General features: G+C 62.2%; 14 protein-coding genes. 3 read left to right on the top strand and 11 right to left on the bottom strand.

Going from position 1 to position 15,103, the window contains the following annotated elements:
- Window positions 1-228 precede the first annotated feature (228 nt).
- Window positions 229-1,125: a FadR/GntR family transcriptional regulator gene (locus tag AB4Y40_RS09265; protein ID WP_368687429.1), complete on the top strand. Its 897-nt coding sequence runs from the start codon at window positions 229-231 to the stop codon at window positions 1,123-1,125.
- A gap of 61 nt (window positions 1,126-1,186) precedes the next feature.
- Here AB4Y40_RS09265 and AB4Y40_RS09260 read toward each other — a convergent pair whose 3' ends face one another.
- From AB4Y40_RS09260 to AB4Y40_RS09250, 3 genes are read right to left on the bottom strand one after another with little or no spacing between them, the layout of a single operon-like run.
- Window positions 1,187-2,338 (bottom strand): Gfo/Idh/MocA family protein, encoded by a 1,152-nt coding sequence (locus AB4Y40_RS09260; RefSeq protein WP_368687428.1) that lies wholly within the window; start codon window positions 2,336-2,338, stop codon window positions 1,187-1,189.
- Window positions 2,335-3,396, bottom strand: a complete 1,062-nt coding sequence (locus AB4Y40_RS09255; RefSeq protein WP_368687427.1) for an SDR family NAD(P)-dependent oxidoreductase — start codon at window positions 3,394-3,396, stop codon at window positions 2,335-2,337. Before AB4Y40_RS09255 ends, AB4Y40_RS09260 begins: the two co-directional genes overlap by 4 nt.
- Entirely contained in the window at window positions 3,393-4,091 is a 699-nt protein-coding gene (locus AB4Y40_RS09250) for a nuclear transport factor 2 family protein (RefSeq protein WP_368687426.1), read from the bottom strand. The genes AB4Y40_RS09255 and AB4Y40_RS09250 overlap by 4 nt, the downstream gene beginning before the upstream one ends.
- Between AB4Y40_RS09250 and AB4Y40_RS09245 the strand changes: the two genes are divergently transcribed.
- Window positions 3,976-4,863 (top strand): SDR family NAD(P)-dependent oxidoreductase, encoded by an 888-nt coding sequence (locus AB4Y40_RS09245; RefSeq protein WP_368687425.1) that lies wholly within the window; start codon window positions 3,976-3,978, stop codon window positions 4,861-4,863. The two genes, AB4Y40_RS09250 and AB4Y40_RS09245, sit on opposite strands and share 116 nt — an antisense overlap.
- A 21-nt stretch (window positions 4,864-4,884) precedes the next feature.
- Here AB4Y40_RS09245 and AB4Y40_RS09240 read toward each other — a convergent pair whose 3' ends face one another.
- The 8 genes from AB4Y40_RS09240 to AB4Y40_RS09205 form a co-directional block, all read right to left on the bottom strand.
- Window positions 4,885-5,565 carry a TetR/AcrR family transcriptional regulator gene (locus AB4Y40_RS09240; protein WP_368687424.1) on the bottom strand — a complete coding sequence of 227 codons (681 nt, stop codon included), beginning with the start codon at window positions 5,563-5,565 and terminating at the stop codon, window positions 4,885-4,887.
- A 126-nt stretch (window positions 5,566-5,691) separates the two neighbouring features.
- Window positions 5,692-6,684, bottom strand: a complete 993-nt coding sequence (locus AB4Y40_RS09235; RefSeq protein ID WP_368687423.1) for an NAD(P)H-dependent flavin oxidoreductase — start codon at window positions 6,682-6,684, stop codon at window positions 5,692-5,694.
- Between the two features lie 21 nt (window positions 6,685-6,705).
- On the bottom strand, window positions 6,706-7,485 hold the full coding sequence (locus tag AB4Y40_RS09230) for an SDR family NAD(P)-dependent oxidoreductase (protein ID WP_368687422.1): 780 nt from the start codon (window positions 7,483-7,485) through the stop codon (window positions 6,706-6,708).
- 52 nt (window positions 7,486-7,537) lie between these two features.
- Window positions 7,538-8,428: an enoyl-CoA hydratase/isomerase family protein gene (locus AB4Y40_RS09225; protein WP_368687421.1), complete on the bottom strand. Its 891-nt coding sequence runs from the start codon at window positions 8,426-8,428 to the stop codon at window positions 7,538-7,540.
- A complete protein-coding gene (locus AB4Y40_RS09220; protein ID WP_368687420.1) occupies window positions 8,410-9,147 on the bottom strand; it encodes an enoyl-CoA hydratase in 738 nt (245 codons plus the stop codon). The genes AB4Y40_RS09225 and AB4Y40_RS09220 overlap by 19 nt, the downstream gene beginning before the upstream one ends.
- A gap of 19 nt (window positions 9,148-9,166) precedes the next feature.
- Window positions 9,167-10,327, bottom strand: coding sequence for an acyl-CoA dehydrogenase family protein (locus AB4Y40_RS09215; protein ID WP_069266505.1), 1,161 nt, complete (start codon window positions 10,325-10,327; stop codon window positions 9,167-9,169).
- A 79-nt stretch (window positions 10,328-10,406) separates the two neighbouring features.
- A complete protein-coding gene (locus tag AB4Y40_RS09210; RefSeq protein ID WP_368687419.1) occupies window positions 10,407-11,618 on the bottom strand; it encodes an acyl-CoA dehydrogenase family protein in 1,212 nt (403 codons plus the stop codon).
- A gap of 5 nt (window positions 11,619-11,623) precedes the next feature.
- The gene (locus tag AB4Y40_RS09205) at window positions 11,624-13,555 is read right to left on the bottom strand and encodes an AMP-binding protein (RefSeq protein ID WP_368687418.1); all 1,932 of its coding nucleotides are present in this window, start codon (window positions 13,553-13,555) and stop codon (window positions 11,624-11,626) included.
- Window positions 13,556-13,909: 354 nt separating this feature from the next.
- Between AB4Y40_RS09205 and bktB the strand changes: the two genes are divergently transcribed.
- A complete protein-coding gene (bktB, locus tag AB4Y40_RS09200; protein ID WP_368687417.1) occupies window positions 13,910-15,091 on the top strand; it encodes a beta-ketothiolase BktB in 1,182 nt (393 codons plus the stop codon).
- Window positions 15,092-15,103: the final 12 nt, after the last annotated feature.

Below are 15,103 nucleotides of genomic sequence, written 5' to 3'. Positions count from 1 at the left end.
ACTATAGGTATACCGGCTCACGGAGAAAACCGGTTGATTCGTCCACCTCATCAGACGTGCGCCCGTGGAGAAACAGGCAGGCTCGTATCGCAGCTACCGCATTGATTTATCGACTTTCGCAGTTGCGCGGTAGCGCACGCCACCATTGCGGAAAGAGAGTTCGTTACATGTAACGATCGCGTACACTGTATTGAACAATGTTCACTTTTCATTACTCCAAGTCTGGACATGCCGAAATCCTCCGCCGAACGTGTCGCCGAATATCGAACCCGCATGAAGACCGAAGGCATGGTGAGCCTGACACTTATCGTGCCGGCAGCCGACGTCGCACTCTTCAACCAATTCGCCGCGCAACGCCGCGAGAAGCTGCTCGAAGGCAGGCACCCTGGCGAAGCCCCTCGCCAGCAATGGCTCTCGATGCTGGCAGCAATGACACCTGTGCACTCGCCAGCCGTTGAGCCACGCCGCAAGCGCAATTCGCTCGGCGCACCGATCACGCGTGCCCAGACGCTCTTCTTGTCGCTCCTGAAGCACATCATCGACCAGGGATGGCCTGAGGGACTGCCTCTCGGCTCGGAACAGGATCTCATGAAAATCCACGGAGCAAGCCGCGCCACGGTGCGCGGGGCGATTCATCTGCTCGAGCACCACTCTATCGTGAGGGTGCAGCGTGGCACCGGCGGCAGCGTAATCGTCGCCCGGCCGGACCTGAACGCAACGATGCAGGCCGTCGGCGTCTATCTGGAGTATGCGGGCATTGCGCCGCGCGATATTCTTGCGACGCGCCGTGTACTCGAATTGGCCACTCTGGATCTCGTCATGGAACGGCTCGATCGGGAAGGAGAACAACGTCTGCGTGACCAGGTGCAGGCCGAAGCGCAACTCGACGGCGGCGCAGCGGCCGATTCACTCCTGCGATTTCATTTCCTGCTGGCCGAATTGTGCGGCGATCCCGCCCTGCGCCTTTTCGACGGCATCGTCCTCCAACTGGCCGACGCCCATTCCACGTTCACCGGCGCAGCCGACCCGAGCGGGACCGGGTCGTCGCGAGAATCAAGGCATACCATCACGAGATTGCGTGCGCAATCATCGCCCGCGACAGGGACCACGCTCGCGGGCAAATGACCGAGTACATCGCGGGGATCAGAACGTGGCTCGAATAGCGACCGCGTTCGCCCCGCTAGCCTCAACGGTCGCCGATCTCGATCCACCGCCCGCTGCGGCCGGATTCGATCACCGCCTCCACCACCCGGTGCGCGTGCGTGGCTTCCTCGAAGCTGGGTGACGGTGCGCGTTTTTGCTCGATGGCCTGGAGCATGTCGTGAAACATCCATCCCATTGAAACCATATACGAAGGCGCATTCTCCTTCGAGAACCCCGTTCCGGGTACTGCGAAATAATGTGAAGGCGTTTCAAGCCATTCGCCTCCCGCAGTACCGAATTCAAATGGCTCCGGCTTGCCCGCATAAAGACGCGATGAAACCCCGTCGCCAAACGTGGGATCGACATAGAGCAAGCGCCCTTTCGTTCCCCACAGTTCTACGCGGATGCCGGGACCGTCGGCCACAGCCCAGCTCGTCTGGACCGTGCCTAGCGCGCCGTTTTCCATGCGCAGCACGCTACAGCCGAGATCGGCGGTGTCCGGCGTGAATACGCTGCCGTCCGGCAAGCGCCATTGCTTGATGCCCGTAGTGTCCGAACCGGCAGCCGACTTCACCCGCCCGAGCAGCGGCATGAGCAGGAGCACCATGTGGCTGCCGAAATTTCGCCATGCGCTGCCGCCGCTTTGCGAGTCGGCAAGCCATTTGTAGGGCGAAACGCCGCCGCCGGGATAGGAGGCGTGCGGATAGATGAAACCATCGTGGTTGCGCAGCGGCTGAAGCAGCTGGAAATTGAATCCGAGCGGTTCGCCAAGGAAACCTTCAGCAATCAGTGCCTGCATGTGCATCGCTGCCGGCACCCAGCGGAACTGCGCATCGACGACCCCAACCAGCCCCTTCTTCGCCGCGAGTTCGCTCTGCGCAACGGCATGCTCCGTATCGACCGCAAAGGGCAGCGCGTCATACACGTGCTTACCGGCGTTGAGCGCCGCCATCACCATGTCATAGCGATACGCGGGCCGGCTGCCCACATCGATGATGTCGAGCGTCGGATCGGCGACGAGATCGGCGACGTTCCAATACGCGCGTGGCACGCCGAATGCCTGCGCCGCCGCTTCGGCCGTCTCGCGGTGCGCGGTACAGACCGCCGCCACCTCCACATCCGGCAGCAGCCGCCAGGCGCTGCCGTGCACTTTCAGGCTCCAGTTGGCGCCGATGATGCCGATTCTGCGTGTCACGATCGCTTCTCCATGTCTCGCTCCTTCCTTTCGATGGTCACAGGCCGAGCCTCTTCCGGCCGCTGCTTCGCCGTCGCCCGATAGCCGCTGATGATCGATTCGAACTCTTCCCAGACGCTCTTCGGTTGATCGAACCGTGTGGTGTCATCGATTTCGACGAGATGCCGTTCGATGTCTTCCGGCGACGGAGGACTGTCGTGCCGGCTCAGCCAGCCGTTGCCCTCACCGACGAAAACGCGCGCAAATCGGCCGCCCGTGGCCGTGTAGAGCGCGCGATTGGCCTTGCACCGCTCACTCGCCAGCCATATCGCCATCGGCACGACAAATTCGTTGCGGATGCCCGGTGCGACCAGCGCGAAATCTTTTGGCATGCCGTCGTGAAAATCGGCAGGCCATTCATCGCTGCCCTGACCCAGCCGGCTGGCGCCGCAGGGAAGGAGTCCGTTTACATGGATGCCGTACTTCACCCCTTCCACGCCAAGACCGTTCATGAGCCCCACGAGGCCCGCTTTCGCGGCGCCGTAGTTGGCTTGCCACACCGAACCGAACATGGCGGCCGCGGAACTGGTCAGGACGATGCGCCCGTATTTCCCGGCCTGCATCGCCCGCCAAGCCGGCTGACCGACATAGAACGCCGCCATGAGGTGAACGTCCATGATCGAGCGGATCTGCTCGTCGGTAAGTACCTCGAATGGCGCGTTGCACAGAAACCCGGCGTTGTGAATGAGCACATCCACTCTGCCAAACGCGCCCAGTGCCGCCTCCACGATTGCGGCCCCGCCGGTTCGCGTTGCGCAACTCTCATGGCAGACAATCGCGTTGCCGCCAGCGGCCTCGATTTCATCGACGACACGCTGAGCCGCGCTGCGCGCACCCGTGCCGGAAACTACGTTGCCGCGCGGATCGGTTCCCAGGTCGTTGACGATAACGGCGGCGCCACGCGCCGCCAACGCCTTCGCATAGTCACGTCCTAACCCGCTTCCCGCGCCGGTGACAATCGCAACGCGGCCGTCGAACCGAATCGTCGACTCCGCATCCGGTAGGTGTTTTGCGTTCATGCATGCGCCCCGACATCGACGCGTAGTCGCCGCAGTTTCATGCGCTTGATGAGCCACTGACCACCAGCCTTCTCGTAGGTCTCGACGTAGTGGCCGTAACCATGCAGCGTGCGATTCGGATACGCCGACTCCGCCCCCCAGCGCAACATGTCTTCCATTGCCCACGTGCCGTTCGCCGTCGTGCTCGACGTGATATCGATCTCTGGGCAATGGCCGTGATGAACGCTCACGCATCCAGCAAGCGGCACGCTGACCGCGCGCACGATGTTCTCTCTGCCCGCGAGAATGCATCCGGGCACATCGTCGCTGATGTCGAGTTGGCCATCAGGCGCGAACACAGCGCCGAATGCTTCCCAGTCTTTCGTATCGACGCTGCGCAGATAGCGCGCTTTGAGTTGCTTGATCTCCTCGATTGCAAGGAGTCGTTCGATGTCGGTCACGCAGGTTCCTCCATGGATCGACGTCTTCCGCACTTTGCTTTGATATCCTTGAGAAACAATAGCACCGTCAGTACCATTATTCAATACGCGGATTCTGACATGTTCTCGTTCACTCACATCACTATGACAGGAGCAGCCGATGGAAATTCTGGATCGCAGAAGCGCGCTTGAAGGACGCAGAGCCGTGTTGATTGGCGGCGCGGCAGGAATTGGCAGAGCGGTCGCGCTGGCGCTCGGCGAGGCGGGTGTTGACATCGCGTTTTGCGACGTCGATGACAAAAACATTACGAGCACATCGTCGGACTTGCGAGCGATGGGTCACCGCGTGTTTGCGTTGCATGCGGACGCCACACGGAGTGACCAACTCGCGCAGTTCTATGGCGAGACCGCGCGCTTTTTCGACGGCATCGATGTGCTTGTCAACGTGGTTGGTGGCACGTGCATGCAGCCATTCATGGAACGCACGGAGCGCGATTGCGCCGACGACGTTCAGCGCAATTTCGGCTACGTAGTCGAATCCATGCGCCACGCGGTGCCGCTATTGCGGCGCAGCGGCCGCGGCGGATCGATCGTGATTTTCACGACCATCGAAGCACATCGCGGCGCTGGTGGTTTTGCCGTCTACGCGGGCGCGAAAGCGGCAACGACGAACTTTTCGAAGGCGATGGCCTGGGAACTCGGCCCACTCGGAATTCGCGTGAACATGATCGCGCCCGACACGACGCCCAGCGCCGGCAACGCCGCAGCCATTCCCGAGCCCTGGCGCTCGCTCAACGCAGATGCGCCGCCTGAATGGTGGTCAAAGGCCTTCCAGATGTACATCCCGCTGCAAACGCCTGTGGTTGCGGACGATCTCGCCAATGCAGTGCTGTTCCTCGCATCCGATCTCGCGAGGTCGATCACAGGTCAGGTGTTGCATGTGGACCGCGGTGCCGCGGCCGCACTGGGCATGCTGCGCTGGCCTTACGATGAAGGCGCGACGCTCCCCGTTCCCATGGGCGGCACGCTGCGCAAACTGTTTGATTAGCGCATCGGCGCGAGCCCTCACCTATTTCCCGGCAGTGGCGCGCGGCAGTATGCCGTCGAGGAACAGCGTGAGTGCAAACTCCAGCGCGCCTCGCCGCTCGTTCTCGCGAGGTGGCTCGCCGAGGAAGCTGGCGAGACCGCCACTCGTCAACGCGCCGAAACACGCAGCGGCCGCACGCGGCTCGGCAACAGCGATCTTTCCGTTGCGTGCCAGCGTAGCGAGATAGTCGGCGATGGGAGCCAGCGCCCTATCCTGCTGTTCTACAACGTGCCCCAGCATGTCGCCCAGTTCTTCTCTCGCCTCACTTACCGCCCGCCACATCGCGCGTATGCTCGGATCGGCGTGATAAGACTGAATGATTTCGCCGTAATCGCGCAGAACCGAGCGCGGCGAGCGGCGAGCATCGGTGGAGACCTGGGCAAGCGGATCGAGTAGCAGCGGAACGCCGCGCTCCATCGCCGCGCTCAGCAGACCGGCCTTGCTTCCATAGCGCCGGTAGATCGTGGACTTGCTCGCGCCAAACGAGGCCGCAATGCCGTCCATAGTCGCGGCTCGATAGCCCACAGCCATGAACTGCTCCAGTGTGTGATCGAGCAGTTCGTCCTGGCGCTTCGCCGCGTCGGCCTTGAATGGGCGGCCCCGCTTCGCACCTGGCAAAGCCTCGTCGTCAAGCGTGGCCTGCGGCCTTTTCACTGCGTTCATGGCGTGCCGATAGAGATTGCGTATGCATTGCCGGTATTGAAACCAGTACGCGTGAGATTGTAGCCCAGGGGCCACGTGTGCCGGACCTGCCAGACCCGCTGCACGCTCTATCGTCGCCATGACTTTCTACATCATCAGTTTGCCCAGCCGGTTCGACGCTGCTACCGCGTCGTCGATCATCTCGTCGAAGATGGCTTCGACGTTCCTCACCGCATCGGCAAAGACCGCAGCGTGGCCGTAGTCGATCATGCCCTTGCGGATGTCGCCAGTCACGTAGGCATCGTGCGCGAGCGCGCCCATCACGTGAGGACGGAATTGCTCGAACTCGGTCACCTGTGCGCGATCCAGTTCGAGGACCGCCTCAGCGCTCTCGTTGCGCAGCACGCGATGGTGATCACGGATCGCAGACTTGACCACGACGCTCTCGCTGCCATCGCCCGCCACCACCTTCGCCTTGACCTCGGGATGAATCCACAGCTCCTCGGCAACCATCATGCGCGTGCCCATGATGACGGCGTCGGCCCCCATCGCCAGCACGCCTGCAAGCTGACGCCCCGTACCGATGCCGCCGCCAATCACGACGGGCAAGCCAACTTCCCGCGGCGCTTGCGCGGCCTGCACGATGCTGCCGATCTGATAAATGCCGGGGTGGCCGCCGCATTCATTGCCGACGACGATCACACCGTCGACACCCATTCGCACGGCCGTATGTGCATAGCGCACAGCGGGCACCTTGTGCAAAACCTTGATGCCCGCCTCCTTGAGCATGGGCACGACTGCTTCTGGACTCGCACCCGCCGTTTCCACGCAGGCGACTTTCTCTTCAATCAGAATGCGGATCTGTTGCTTGACGCGCTCCACGCCACCCGCTTGCCGCGATATGTACAGATTGACGCCGAAGTTCTTCGCACCGCTGAGTTCACGACAGGTCCGCAACTCGTTGCGAAATTCGTCGGCATCGGGAAAGCCGGCGCCGACGATGAACCCCATGCCGCCTGCATTGACGACGGCGGCGACATATCGAGCGTCGGACACGCGTGGCCCGAGACCGCCGCAAAGAATGGGGTGGCGAATGCCGAGCAGATCGGTAATTCGCGTCTTGAACATCTGTCGGCGCACGATGCGGTTTCCTCGCGCAAATCAGCGAAACGAAATCGTGTGGCCACCGTCCACCGCGATCGTCTGGCCATTGATATAGCCGCCCGAGGGCGACGCCAGAAGCACGGCGAGCCCGGCAATCTCCTCGACCTCGCCGAAGCGCTGCGACGGATTGCGGCTACGGTACCATTCGACCATCGCCTCGTCTTCCCATTGCGAGCGCGCCATCTCTGTCTTGAATGTGCCTGGCGCAATGCAGTTGGCAGTGACCCCCTTCGCTGCGAATTCCATCGCGAGGTTTCGCACCAGTTGCATGTCGGCGGCCTTGGTGAGCCCGTAGGTTCCCGTCACGGCGTCGCCGAACAGACCGACCACCGATGCCACCGAAATGAAGCGGCCATAGCCGCGCTCGATCATGCCCGGCATGGTCATCTGCGCGAGCCAGATATTGCTCTGCACGTTGACCTGCATGAACTTGTTGAACGTTTCGTCCTGCAGATCGAGGGCAGATCCGATCCACGGATGAATTGCCGCATTGGCCATCACGATATCGACTCTGCCCCACTCGCCGTTCGCTGCATCCACGAGGTTTTGCAACTCGGCCTTGCGCCCGATGTTGCAGGCAAACGGCATCGCCACGCGGCTGCCGATCTTCTCGTTGATGGCTTGCGCGGCGGTTTCGCACGCGTCGGCTTTGCGGCCCGAAATGACGACCTTTGCGCCATGCTCGGCCATGCCGAGCGCGCTGGCGTACCCAATACCGCGACTCGATCCGGTGACAATGGCGACCTTATCGGTCAGGTCGAAAAGCGAAGAGCGCATGCATACTCCACATAAGAATGGTGTGCCGATGAAGGAGCTTTACCGTGCCGAATTAGTCTTGTTTGCGTTTCTGCTGGGCGATGAACGCCGAGGCAATCTCGTGATGCTCATTGCTGAGCGTTGCCGCAAGCTGCCTCGCAAGCGTCGTGTCGAGCATCTGCGCCGCGCTGCGATGGAGGTGGAGATTCATCAGCTTCTTGGTTTCGCGCAGCGCGTGACGCGGTTGCTTCAGCAGCTTTTCGGCAAGCGCCAACGCTTCGTCCATCAGCTTGCCCGGCTCCACGACGCGGTTGGCGAGTCCGTATTCAACCGCCTGCTGCGCAGTGATGCGATCGCCCGTAAAGATCAGTTCCTTCGCCCGCAGCAGGCTCGTGTAGAGCGGCCACGCTACGGAAATACCATCGCCCACGACTAGACCGATGTTGATATGCGGTTCGGCCAGAAACGATTTCTCGGACATCAAAACGATGTCGCACAACGTGGCCATCGTCGCGCCCCACCCCACCGCAGGGCCGTTGACCGCTGCGATAATCGGAATCGGTACGTCGATGAAACCGTGTATGGTCTGGCGTGCGTTCTCTTGAACCCGCCGGGCGAACTCAGGGTCGTCGAGCGTCTTGACGAAATGGTTCATGTCTCCGCCTGCGCTGAATGCCCGCCCCGCACCCGTGAGAATGGCCACGCGCGCCTCGGGATCGTCAGCGAGCGCCGCGAATAGCTTTGGATAGCTAAACAACATCTCCGTAGTCGACGCGTTCAGATCGTCTGGCCGGTTGAGCGTGACGATGCGCAGGCCGCCATCTGCCGTGACTTGAATATCGTCTGGAAGGCCGTATAGATTTGTCATGTTTGCCGTCGTGGCAAAAGTTGCTGGATGAGCCGGCGCTACCGCGCCCGGGTTACGCGCCTTGTTCGGCGGATCGATTACTTCTGCCCTTGCCACGCCATGCCGCCGCGTTGCTTTCGTTCCGCTAGCGCGGCCTTCTCGATGCGCAAGGCATCCTGGAGTGTTGCCAGCGCGCCCTGATCGATCACCTGCTTGACGGTTGCGAGGAGGTCGGGACGGCGGCTCGCAATCGTCTTCGCAACCGCCTGTGCCCGCTCCATCAACTGATCGTGACCCACCACCTCGTTCACAAGGCCAATGCGCAAGGCGGTAGCCGCGTCGATCGGCTCGCTCGTCAGGCTGATCTGCTTGGCCCACCTCGGGCCCACGATAAAGGGCAGCCGCGCTGTCATGCCGCCGCCTGCGAGTGCGCCGATTTTCGTGTGCGTGTCGGCAAAGCGCGCTCGCTCGGACGCAAGGATGAAATCGCATCCCATTGCAAGCTCGAACCCGCCGGTAACAGCGGCGCCGTTCACCGCCGCGATCACCGGCTTGGTGATGCGGGGCCACATGTCGATCATTTCCGCGACTCGCGCGCGGGGTGCATCGGGCGCCGAGAAGTCATTGAGGTCGAGCCCCGAGCAAAAGGCCGGATCGGCGCCCGTCACAATCAGCACGCGCAGGCTTTCGTCGGCTTCGAAGCGGCGCAGTGCTTCGACCAGCGCTTCGGTCAACGCAAGGTTCAGCGCATTGCGCGCCTCGGGCCGGTTCAGTGTAAGCGTGAGAACGGCGTCCTCACGCGTCGTGCCGAGCAGATCGGTTCTTGTTGCGTCCATGGCAGTGCCTCGATAAGGTTCAAGCCGTCGCCGCCAATGCCTCGTGTTGAATCTGGCACGCGTAGCGATTCAGGTGATAGTCCATGTTGCCGAACAACGCGTCGAGCACGAGATGGCGGCGATAGTGATGACCTACCTTGTATTCGTTCGTGATGCCATAACCGCCGTGCAACTGAATGCCTTGCTGCGTGACGAACTTCGCACTGCGCGTGGTCTGCGCCTTGCAGCCTGAGATCTCCACGCTTCGCTTCGTGCTGTCCTCGCTGAGCGCAAGCAATGCACGGTGCAGTGTTGCGCGCGCCTGCATGGCATCGATCGCCATGTCGGCCATACGGTGTTGCAGCGCCTGGAAGCTGCCAATTGGAACGCCGAACTGCTTGCGTGTTTTCAGGTAGTCCGAAGCGAGTTCAATGGCGTCTTCCATATCGCCCACCAGTTCCGCGCAAATCGCAACGATGGCTTCGTCAACTGCGGCCTGTAGTCCTTCGTAAGCGCGCCCTGGCTCGCCGACGACATCGGCATCTGCCACGATCACGCCATCGAGCAGCAGATCGGCCGACGGCGTGCCGTCGAGCAGTGCGCACGTCTTGAGCGTCACGCCCGCCTGCTTCGGATCGACGAGAAAAATACCGATGCCGTCCTTGTCACCGGCCGCACCCGCGGTGCGAGCGACGACAAGCAGCCGGTCGGCAACGGGTGCACCTACCACGAGCGTTTTGTAGCCGTCCAGGCGCCAGGCGCCGTCTGCCGTCTTCTGCGCCGTGGCCGTGACGTAGTGCACCTGGCCTCGCGCCTCGCGCTCGCTGTGCGCGACCGCATAAACGGCTTCGCCGGAGACGATTTCCCCGAGCATGGTTTCGCGCTGTCCTTCGCGCCCGCAGCGCGTGACGAGCGAGGCCGGAAAAACGCCACACATCACGTAGGGTTCGAGCACCAGTGCGCGCCCGATCTGCTCGGCCACGATGGCGCTCTCCACCGGCGAGAAACCGAGCCCGCCCATTTCCTCCGGCACCGCGATGCCAAGCCAGCCCATTTCTGCGAGCACGCGCCATGTCTCACGCGAGAAACCGCCGCGTTGCGAAGCCAGATTGCTGCGATGTTCGAACGTATAGCTCTTTTGCACGAAGCGCTGCGCGCTTTCCTGCAGCATCCGCTGTTCGTCGCTCAACTCGAAGTCCATGCTGCACCCTCTATCTACCGGCAATTGATGCGATCACCCGTAACGGGGATCGACGGCTGTTCCTGGATCGACGCAGGCGTCACAGATCGAACATCGCCTTCGCGATGATGTTGCGCTGGATTTCGGCCGTGCCGCCGTAGATCGTGCACGCGCGCCGGTAGAAAACCTCGGCGGCGAGGCCCGGCGCGTATTCGGGCCCGATAAACGACGCGTCGCGCAGTGCATGTTCCTCGTTCGGATCGGGGTAGAACACGGCGCCGTAGTCGCCAATCACCTCCAGCAACATTTCCGTGAGCTTCTGGTGAAGTTCCGAGCCTCGCACCTTGAGCATGGACCCGATTGCCATGCCGCCGCTACGCTCGTCGATCCCTTGATGCAGAATCTTCTGCACCGCCATATCGATCGCCCGAACCTCCAGTTCATGCTGCGCGAGACGCGAGGCAAACGTGGGGTCCTGGATCAATGGCCTGCCCGCCGCGCGCTCGCGCGACGCGTAGTGCCGGATCTTGCGCAGATAACGCTTGAGCGCCGGTGCTTCGGCGCCGAGGAACGCACGTTCGTTAAAGAGCAGAAACTTCGTATATCCCCAGCCTTTGTTCACTTCGCCGATCAGGTTTTCGGCGGGCACGCGCACGTTGTCGTAAAACACTTCGGCCAGGTGATGACAACCGTCGAGCGACCCGATGGGCCGCACTGTGACACCCGGCGTCGCCATGTCGAGCAGCAGGAATGAAATGCCCTTCTGCGGCTTCGCTTCGCTGTCCGTTCGTACCAGCACGAAGTTCCATTGGCCATAGGCGCCAAAGCTCGTCCAGATCTTTTGTCCGTTGACGATGTAGTGGTCTCCATCGCGAACCGCCGTCGTGCGCAGCGACGCGAGATCGGAGCCCGAACCCGGCTCCGAAAAGCCCTGCACCCAGAACACTTCGCCGCGCTGAATCGGTGGAAGAAAGCGGCGCTTCTGCTCTTCGTTTCCGAACTCGCAAATCACGGGTCCGACGAGCGATACACCCGCCTGATTCTGCGTTGGAGCGCCCGCCAGATAGCACTCTTCCTCGAAGATGTAGCGCTGCATCGCGGTCCAGCCCGTGCCGCCATCGGCGATGGGCCAATGCGGCACCGACCATCCGCGTGTTTCATGCAGAATGCGGGTCCAGCGCTGCGAATCGTCGTCGCCTGCGAGGAAGCCCTGCTGGCCGCGAAACGCCATATCCGCCGGCAGGTGCGCTTTGAGAAAAGCCCGCACTTCTTCGCGGAACGCAATGTCGGCGGGGTCTACGCGAAAGTCCATATTCTTTAGCTTCCAGCGTTTTCGATACGTTGAACAGGATCTGCTTCGGCAGCGCCGGCATTGCCGACCAGCGTGCGCGGCGTGGGCGGCATGCGATAAAGCTCCTCTACGACGCCGCGACGCCGCTCGAGCACGTTGCGCTGGCTAATCGCGCTCTTCGCGCTCAATTCACCGCTGTCGAGCGTGGGCTGCTCGCTTTCGAGCACAATGCGCGCGATACGGGCAGAACTGCCGCCGGGTCGCGCAGCGAGTTTGTCGATGCCCTTCTGGAAGAACGCCAGCACACCACGGCTGTTGACGATCTGATCGACGCTCGGCGTGAGCTCTTGAAGGTCGTCGCACAGCGCACGGCACGCTTCGATGTCGGGGAACACGAGTGCCGTCAGGTAATCGCGGTCGTGCCCCGCAATGACAATGTCGCGCGCATACGGGCCGAAAATGTTCAACGCATGCAGACGCAACTCGGCGACGTTGACCCACGTGCCGGTGGACAGTTTGAAATTCTCCGCAATGCGGCCATCGAAGCGCAGGCCGAGTTCGATACGCTGCGGGTCGATGAAGGTTGCGGCGTCACCGGAGCGGAAATAGCCCTCCTCGTCGAACGAGGCGGCGGTGCGCTCGGGATCTTTCCAGTACCCGGGCGTGACACAGTCGCCAAGGAAGCGGATTTCCAGCTTTGCGCCAACCGGCGCCACCTTCACTTTGACGCCGGGCACGGGCAATCCCGCGATCGCTTCGCGCCGCGGATCCCAGGCTGCCGACATCGGCGTGGGGCCCGCTTCCGTGCCACCGATGCCCGACATGATGAGCACGCGCTGGCCTATCGTGCGTACGGCGAGTTCGTCGAGTTCGGCCCAGATGTACTCCGGCAGACTTGCGCCGCCGTAGTAGATCAGCGCGAGCTTGCTGAAGAATTTCTCGCGCAATGCCTTGTCGGCCTGAAGATGCGGAATGAGCGAGGCCAACCCTTGGGGCGTATTGAGGTAGACCACCGGCGCGATTTCACGCAACGCCTGCACAGTCGGGCCAATTTCCTCCGGCGTTGGCTTGCCGGGGTCCAGGTAGTACGTGCCCCCGCCGTACAGCACCATGCCGAAGTTATGCGTGCCGCCGAAGGTGTGATGCCACGGCAGCCAGTCAACGAGATCCGGCGGGCCGTCCTGAAGAAACGCGAACACCTGCGCGACCTGCTGGCGATTGCTGCACAACATGCGCTGCGGGTAGATCACACCCTTCGGCGCGCCCGTCGTACCCGAGGTGAACATGATCTTGCCCACCGTGTCCGGGCCCACTGCGTTGAACGCCTTTTCGACATCGGCGCTAACCGGCGTCTTCAGCCACTCCGCGACACGCGAACCGGCCCGGCCCTCCGGCAACGGGCCGACGACGACGCACTCCACATCACCGAATACCTCGCGCAATGCGCGGCCATACTGCGCGCCGTCGTCCGCGAACACGAGCCCAGGTGTGCACACGGCCGCCAGTTGCTTGAGCTTCGAAAAGTCCTGCGATAAAAGCGAGTACGCGGGCGTGACCGGAATATAGGGAATGCCGACGTGCAATGCGGCAAGCGCAAAGAGCGCATGCTCGAAGCTTCGATCCGAAAGAATCATCAACGGACGCGACGGGGACAAACCTCGATCGAGCAGCGCCTGCCCCAGCGCACGCGCACCGTCGAACGCCTGCTTATAGGTGAGGGACTCCCACGACTTGCCGTCCGGCGTGCGGCGCGCGAGCAGCGCGCGCTCGGGCGTAACACTCGCCCAGTGTTCGAGCCGCTCCGTCAAGCGGACGGGATACGGTTCGAGCGGTTCCTTCAGTTCGTACACCACGCTGCCATCGGGTCTGCGCTCGACAATCGCCTCCATGCTGCCAAGGCGAATCGGGCGAAACGGTACATCCATGAGGGCATCGTGCGAAGCCGTACCTGCATCCATCTGAATCGTCCTGTTGTTATCTGGCAAGCCATGTCCCGCGAGCGTTCGCATCACCTTCCGGCAGACGGTAATCTCACAGCCCCATAGCAACCAATAATTGAACGTTGATCATCATGTTGAACCAGCATAACGCGAAATCGAACGCACGTCTATCCGGTCGTCACCCACAAGGAAGGTCTGACGCTCAACACGTATCTGGCGCGAATACTCCATGTAATACGCAATACGATCGCGTCCTTGCGCACTGCACAATAACGTGGACATGAACCAAAAAATGCGCTACTTTATGAACGTCATTCATATTTCCAAACGCGATGCGTAGGTCATAACTACTCGTCGGATCAAGGAGCCATCATGTCGGATGAGGTTGTCGTCACCGCTGCCGTTCGCACGGCGATTGGAGATTTTGGTGGTGCCCTGGCGAGCGTTCCGCCTACGCAACTTGGCGCGACGGTCGTTCGCGCGCTGCTCGACCGCACGAATCTGCCGGGCGACGATGTCGGCCACGTGGTGTTCGGTAATGTGATCCATACGGAGCCTCGCGACATGTACCTCGCGCGGGTGGCGGCGCTCGAGGGCGGCGTGAGTGCGGACGCCCCGGCGCTGACACTCAACAGACTGTGCGGCTCCGGCCTCCAGGCCATCATTTCCGCCGCCCAGGCCATCGCGCTCGGCGAGACCGAAATCGCCATCGGCGCGGGCGCGGAAAGCATGTCGCGCGCAGCGTACGTTGCCACTGGCGCGCGTTGGGGCTCACGCATGGGCGACATCCGCCTGATCGACATGATGGTCGGCGCGTTGACGGACCCGTTCAGCGCTTGCCATATGGGCGTGACGGCGGAAAACGTCGCGAGGAAGTACGGCATTTCGCGCGACGACCAGGACCAGCTCGCCGTCGAGTCGCACCGGCGCGCCGCACGAGCCATACATGATGGCCACTTCCGCGAGCAAATCGTGCCTGTACCACTCCGCACGAAAAAGGGCGAAAGCGTTTTCGATACCGACGAGCATGTGCGGCCCGGCACGACCGCCGCGGATCTCGCCAAGTTGCGCCCCGCATTCCAGAAGGACGGCACGGTCACGGCCGGCAACGCGTCCGGCCTTAACGACGGCGCCGCGGCGGTCCTGCTGATGGCGCGCCGCACGGCCGAGCAACGCGGCCTTCGCCCACTCGCGCGGCTCGTGTCCTGGGCTCACGCGGGCGTCGATCCCCAATACATGGGCATTGGCCCGGTGCCTGCAACACGCAAGGCGTTGCAACGCGCTGGCTTGACCGTGGCCGATCTGGACGTGATCGAAGCGAACGAAGCATTCGCCGCACAGGCTTGCGCCGTCGCAAAAGAGCTAGACTTCGACAGCGCCCGGGTCAATCCAAATGGTTCGGGCATCTCGCTCGGCCATCCGATCGGCGCAACCGGTGCCGTCATTGCGGTGAAAGCGATTCACGAGCTGCACCGTTGCGGCGGCCGCTATGCGCTCGTCACGATGTGCATCGGCGGAGGCCAGGGCATCGCGGCGGTCTTCGAACGCATTTAGGGTTACGCGCAA

Origin of the sequence: Paraburkholderia sp. EG287B (assembly GCF_040965595.1) — a bacterium.
Taxonomy (GTDB): domain Bacteria; phylum Pseudomonadota; class Gammaproteobacteria; order Burkholderiales; family Burkholderiaceae; genus Paraburkholderia.
The sequence above is the reverse complement of the archived record's forward strand: the minus strand, read 5'-3'. Positions and strand labels throughout refer to the sequence as shown.

Excerpts from the sequence above, each read along its gene's own strand:
- AB4Y40_RS09265 (WP_368687429.1), top strand. The coding sequence starts at position 229 with ATGCCGAAATCCTCCGCCGAACGTGTCGCCGAATATCGAACCCGCATG.
- AB4Y40_RS09255 (WP_368687427.1), bottom strand. The coding sequence starts at position 3,396 with ATGAACGCAAAACACCTACCGGATGCGGAGTCGACGATTCGGTTCGAC.
- AB4Y40_RS09245 (WP_368687425.1), top strand. The coding sequence starts at position 3,976 with ATGGAAATTCTGGATCGCAGAAGCGCGCTTGAAGGACGCAGAGCCGTG.
- AB4Y40_RS09250 (WP_368687426.1), bottom strand. The coding sequence starts at position 4,091 with ATGTCAACACCCGCCTCGCCGAGCGCCAGCGCGACCGCTCTGCCAATT.
- AB4Y40_RS09240 (WP_368687424.1), bottom strand. The coding sequence starts at position 5,565 with ATGAACGCAGTGAAAAGGCCGCAGGCCACGCTTGACGACGAGGCTTTG.
- AB4Y40_RS09230 (WP_368687422.1), bottom strand. The coding sequence starts at position 7,485 with ATGCGCTCTTCGCTTTTCGACCTGACCGATAAGGTCGCCATTGTCACC.
- AB4Y40_RS09220 (WP_368687420.1), bottom strand. The coding sequence starts at position 9,147 with ATGGACGCAACAAGAACCGATCTGCTCGGCACGACGCGTGAGGACGCC.
- AB4Y40_RS09215 (WP_069266505.1), bottom strand. The coding sequence starts at position 10,327 with ATGGACTTCGAGTTGAGCGACGAACAGCGGATGCTGCAGGAAAGCGCG.
- AB4Y40_RS09210 (WP_368687419.1), bottom strand. The coding sequence starts at position 11,618 with ATGGACTTTCGCGTAGACCCCGCCGACATTGCGTTCCGCGAAGAAGTG.
- AB4Y40_RS09205 (WP_368687418.1), bottom strand. The coding sequence starts at position 13,555 with ATGGATGCAGGTACGGCTTCGCACGATGCCCTCATGGATGTACCGTTT.
- bktB (WP_368687417.1), top strand. The coding sequence starts at position 13,910 with ATGTCGGATGAGGTTGTCGTCACCGCTGCCGTTCGCACGGCGATTGGA.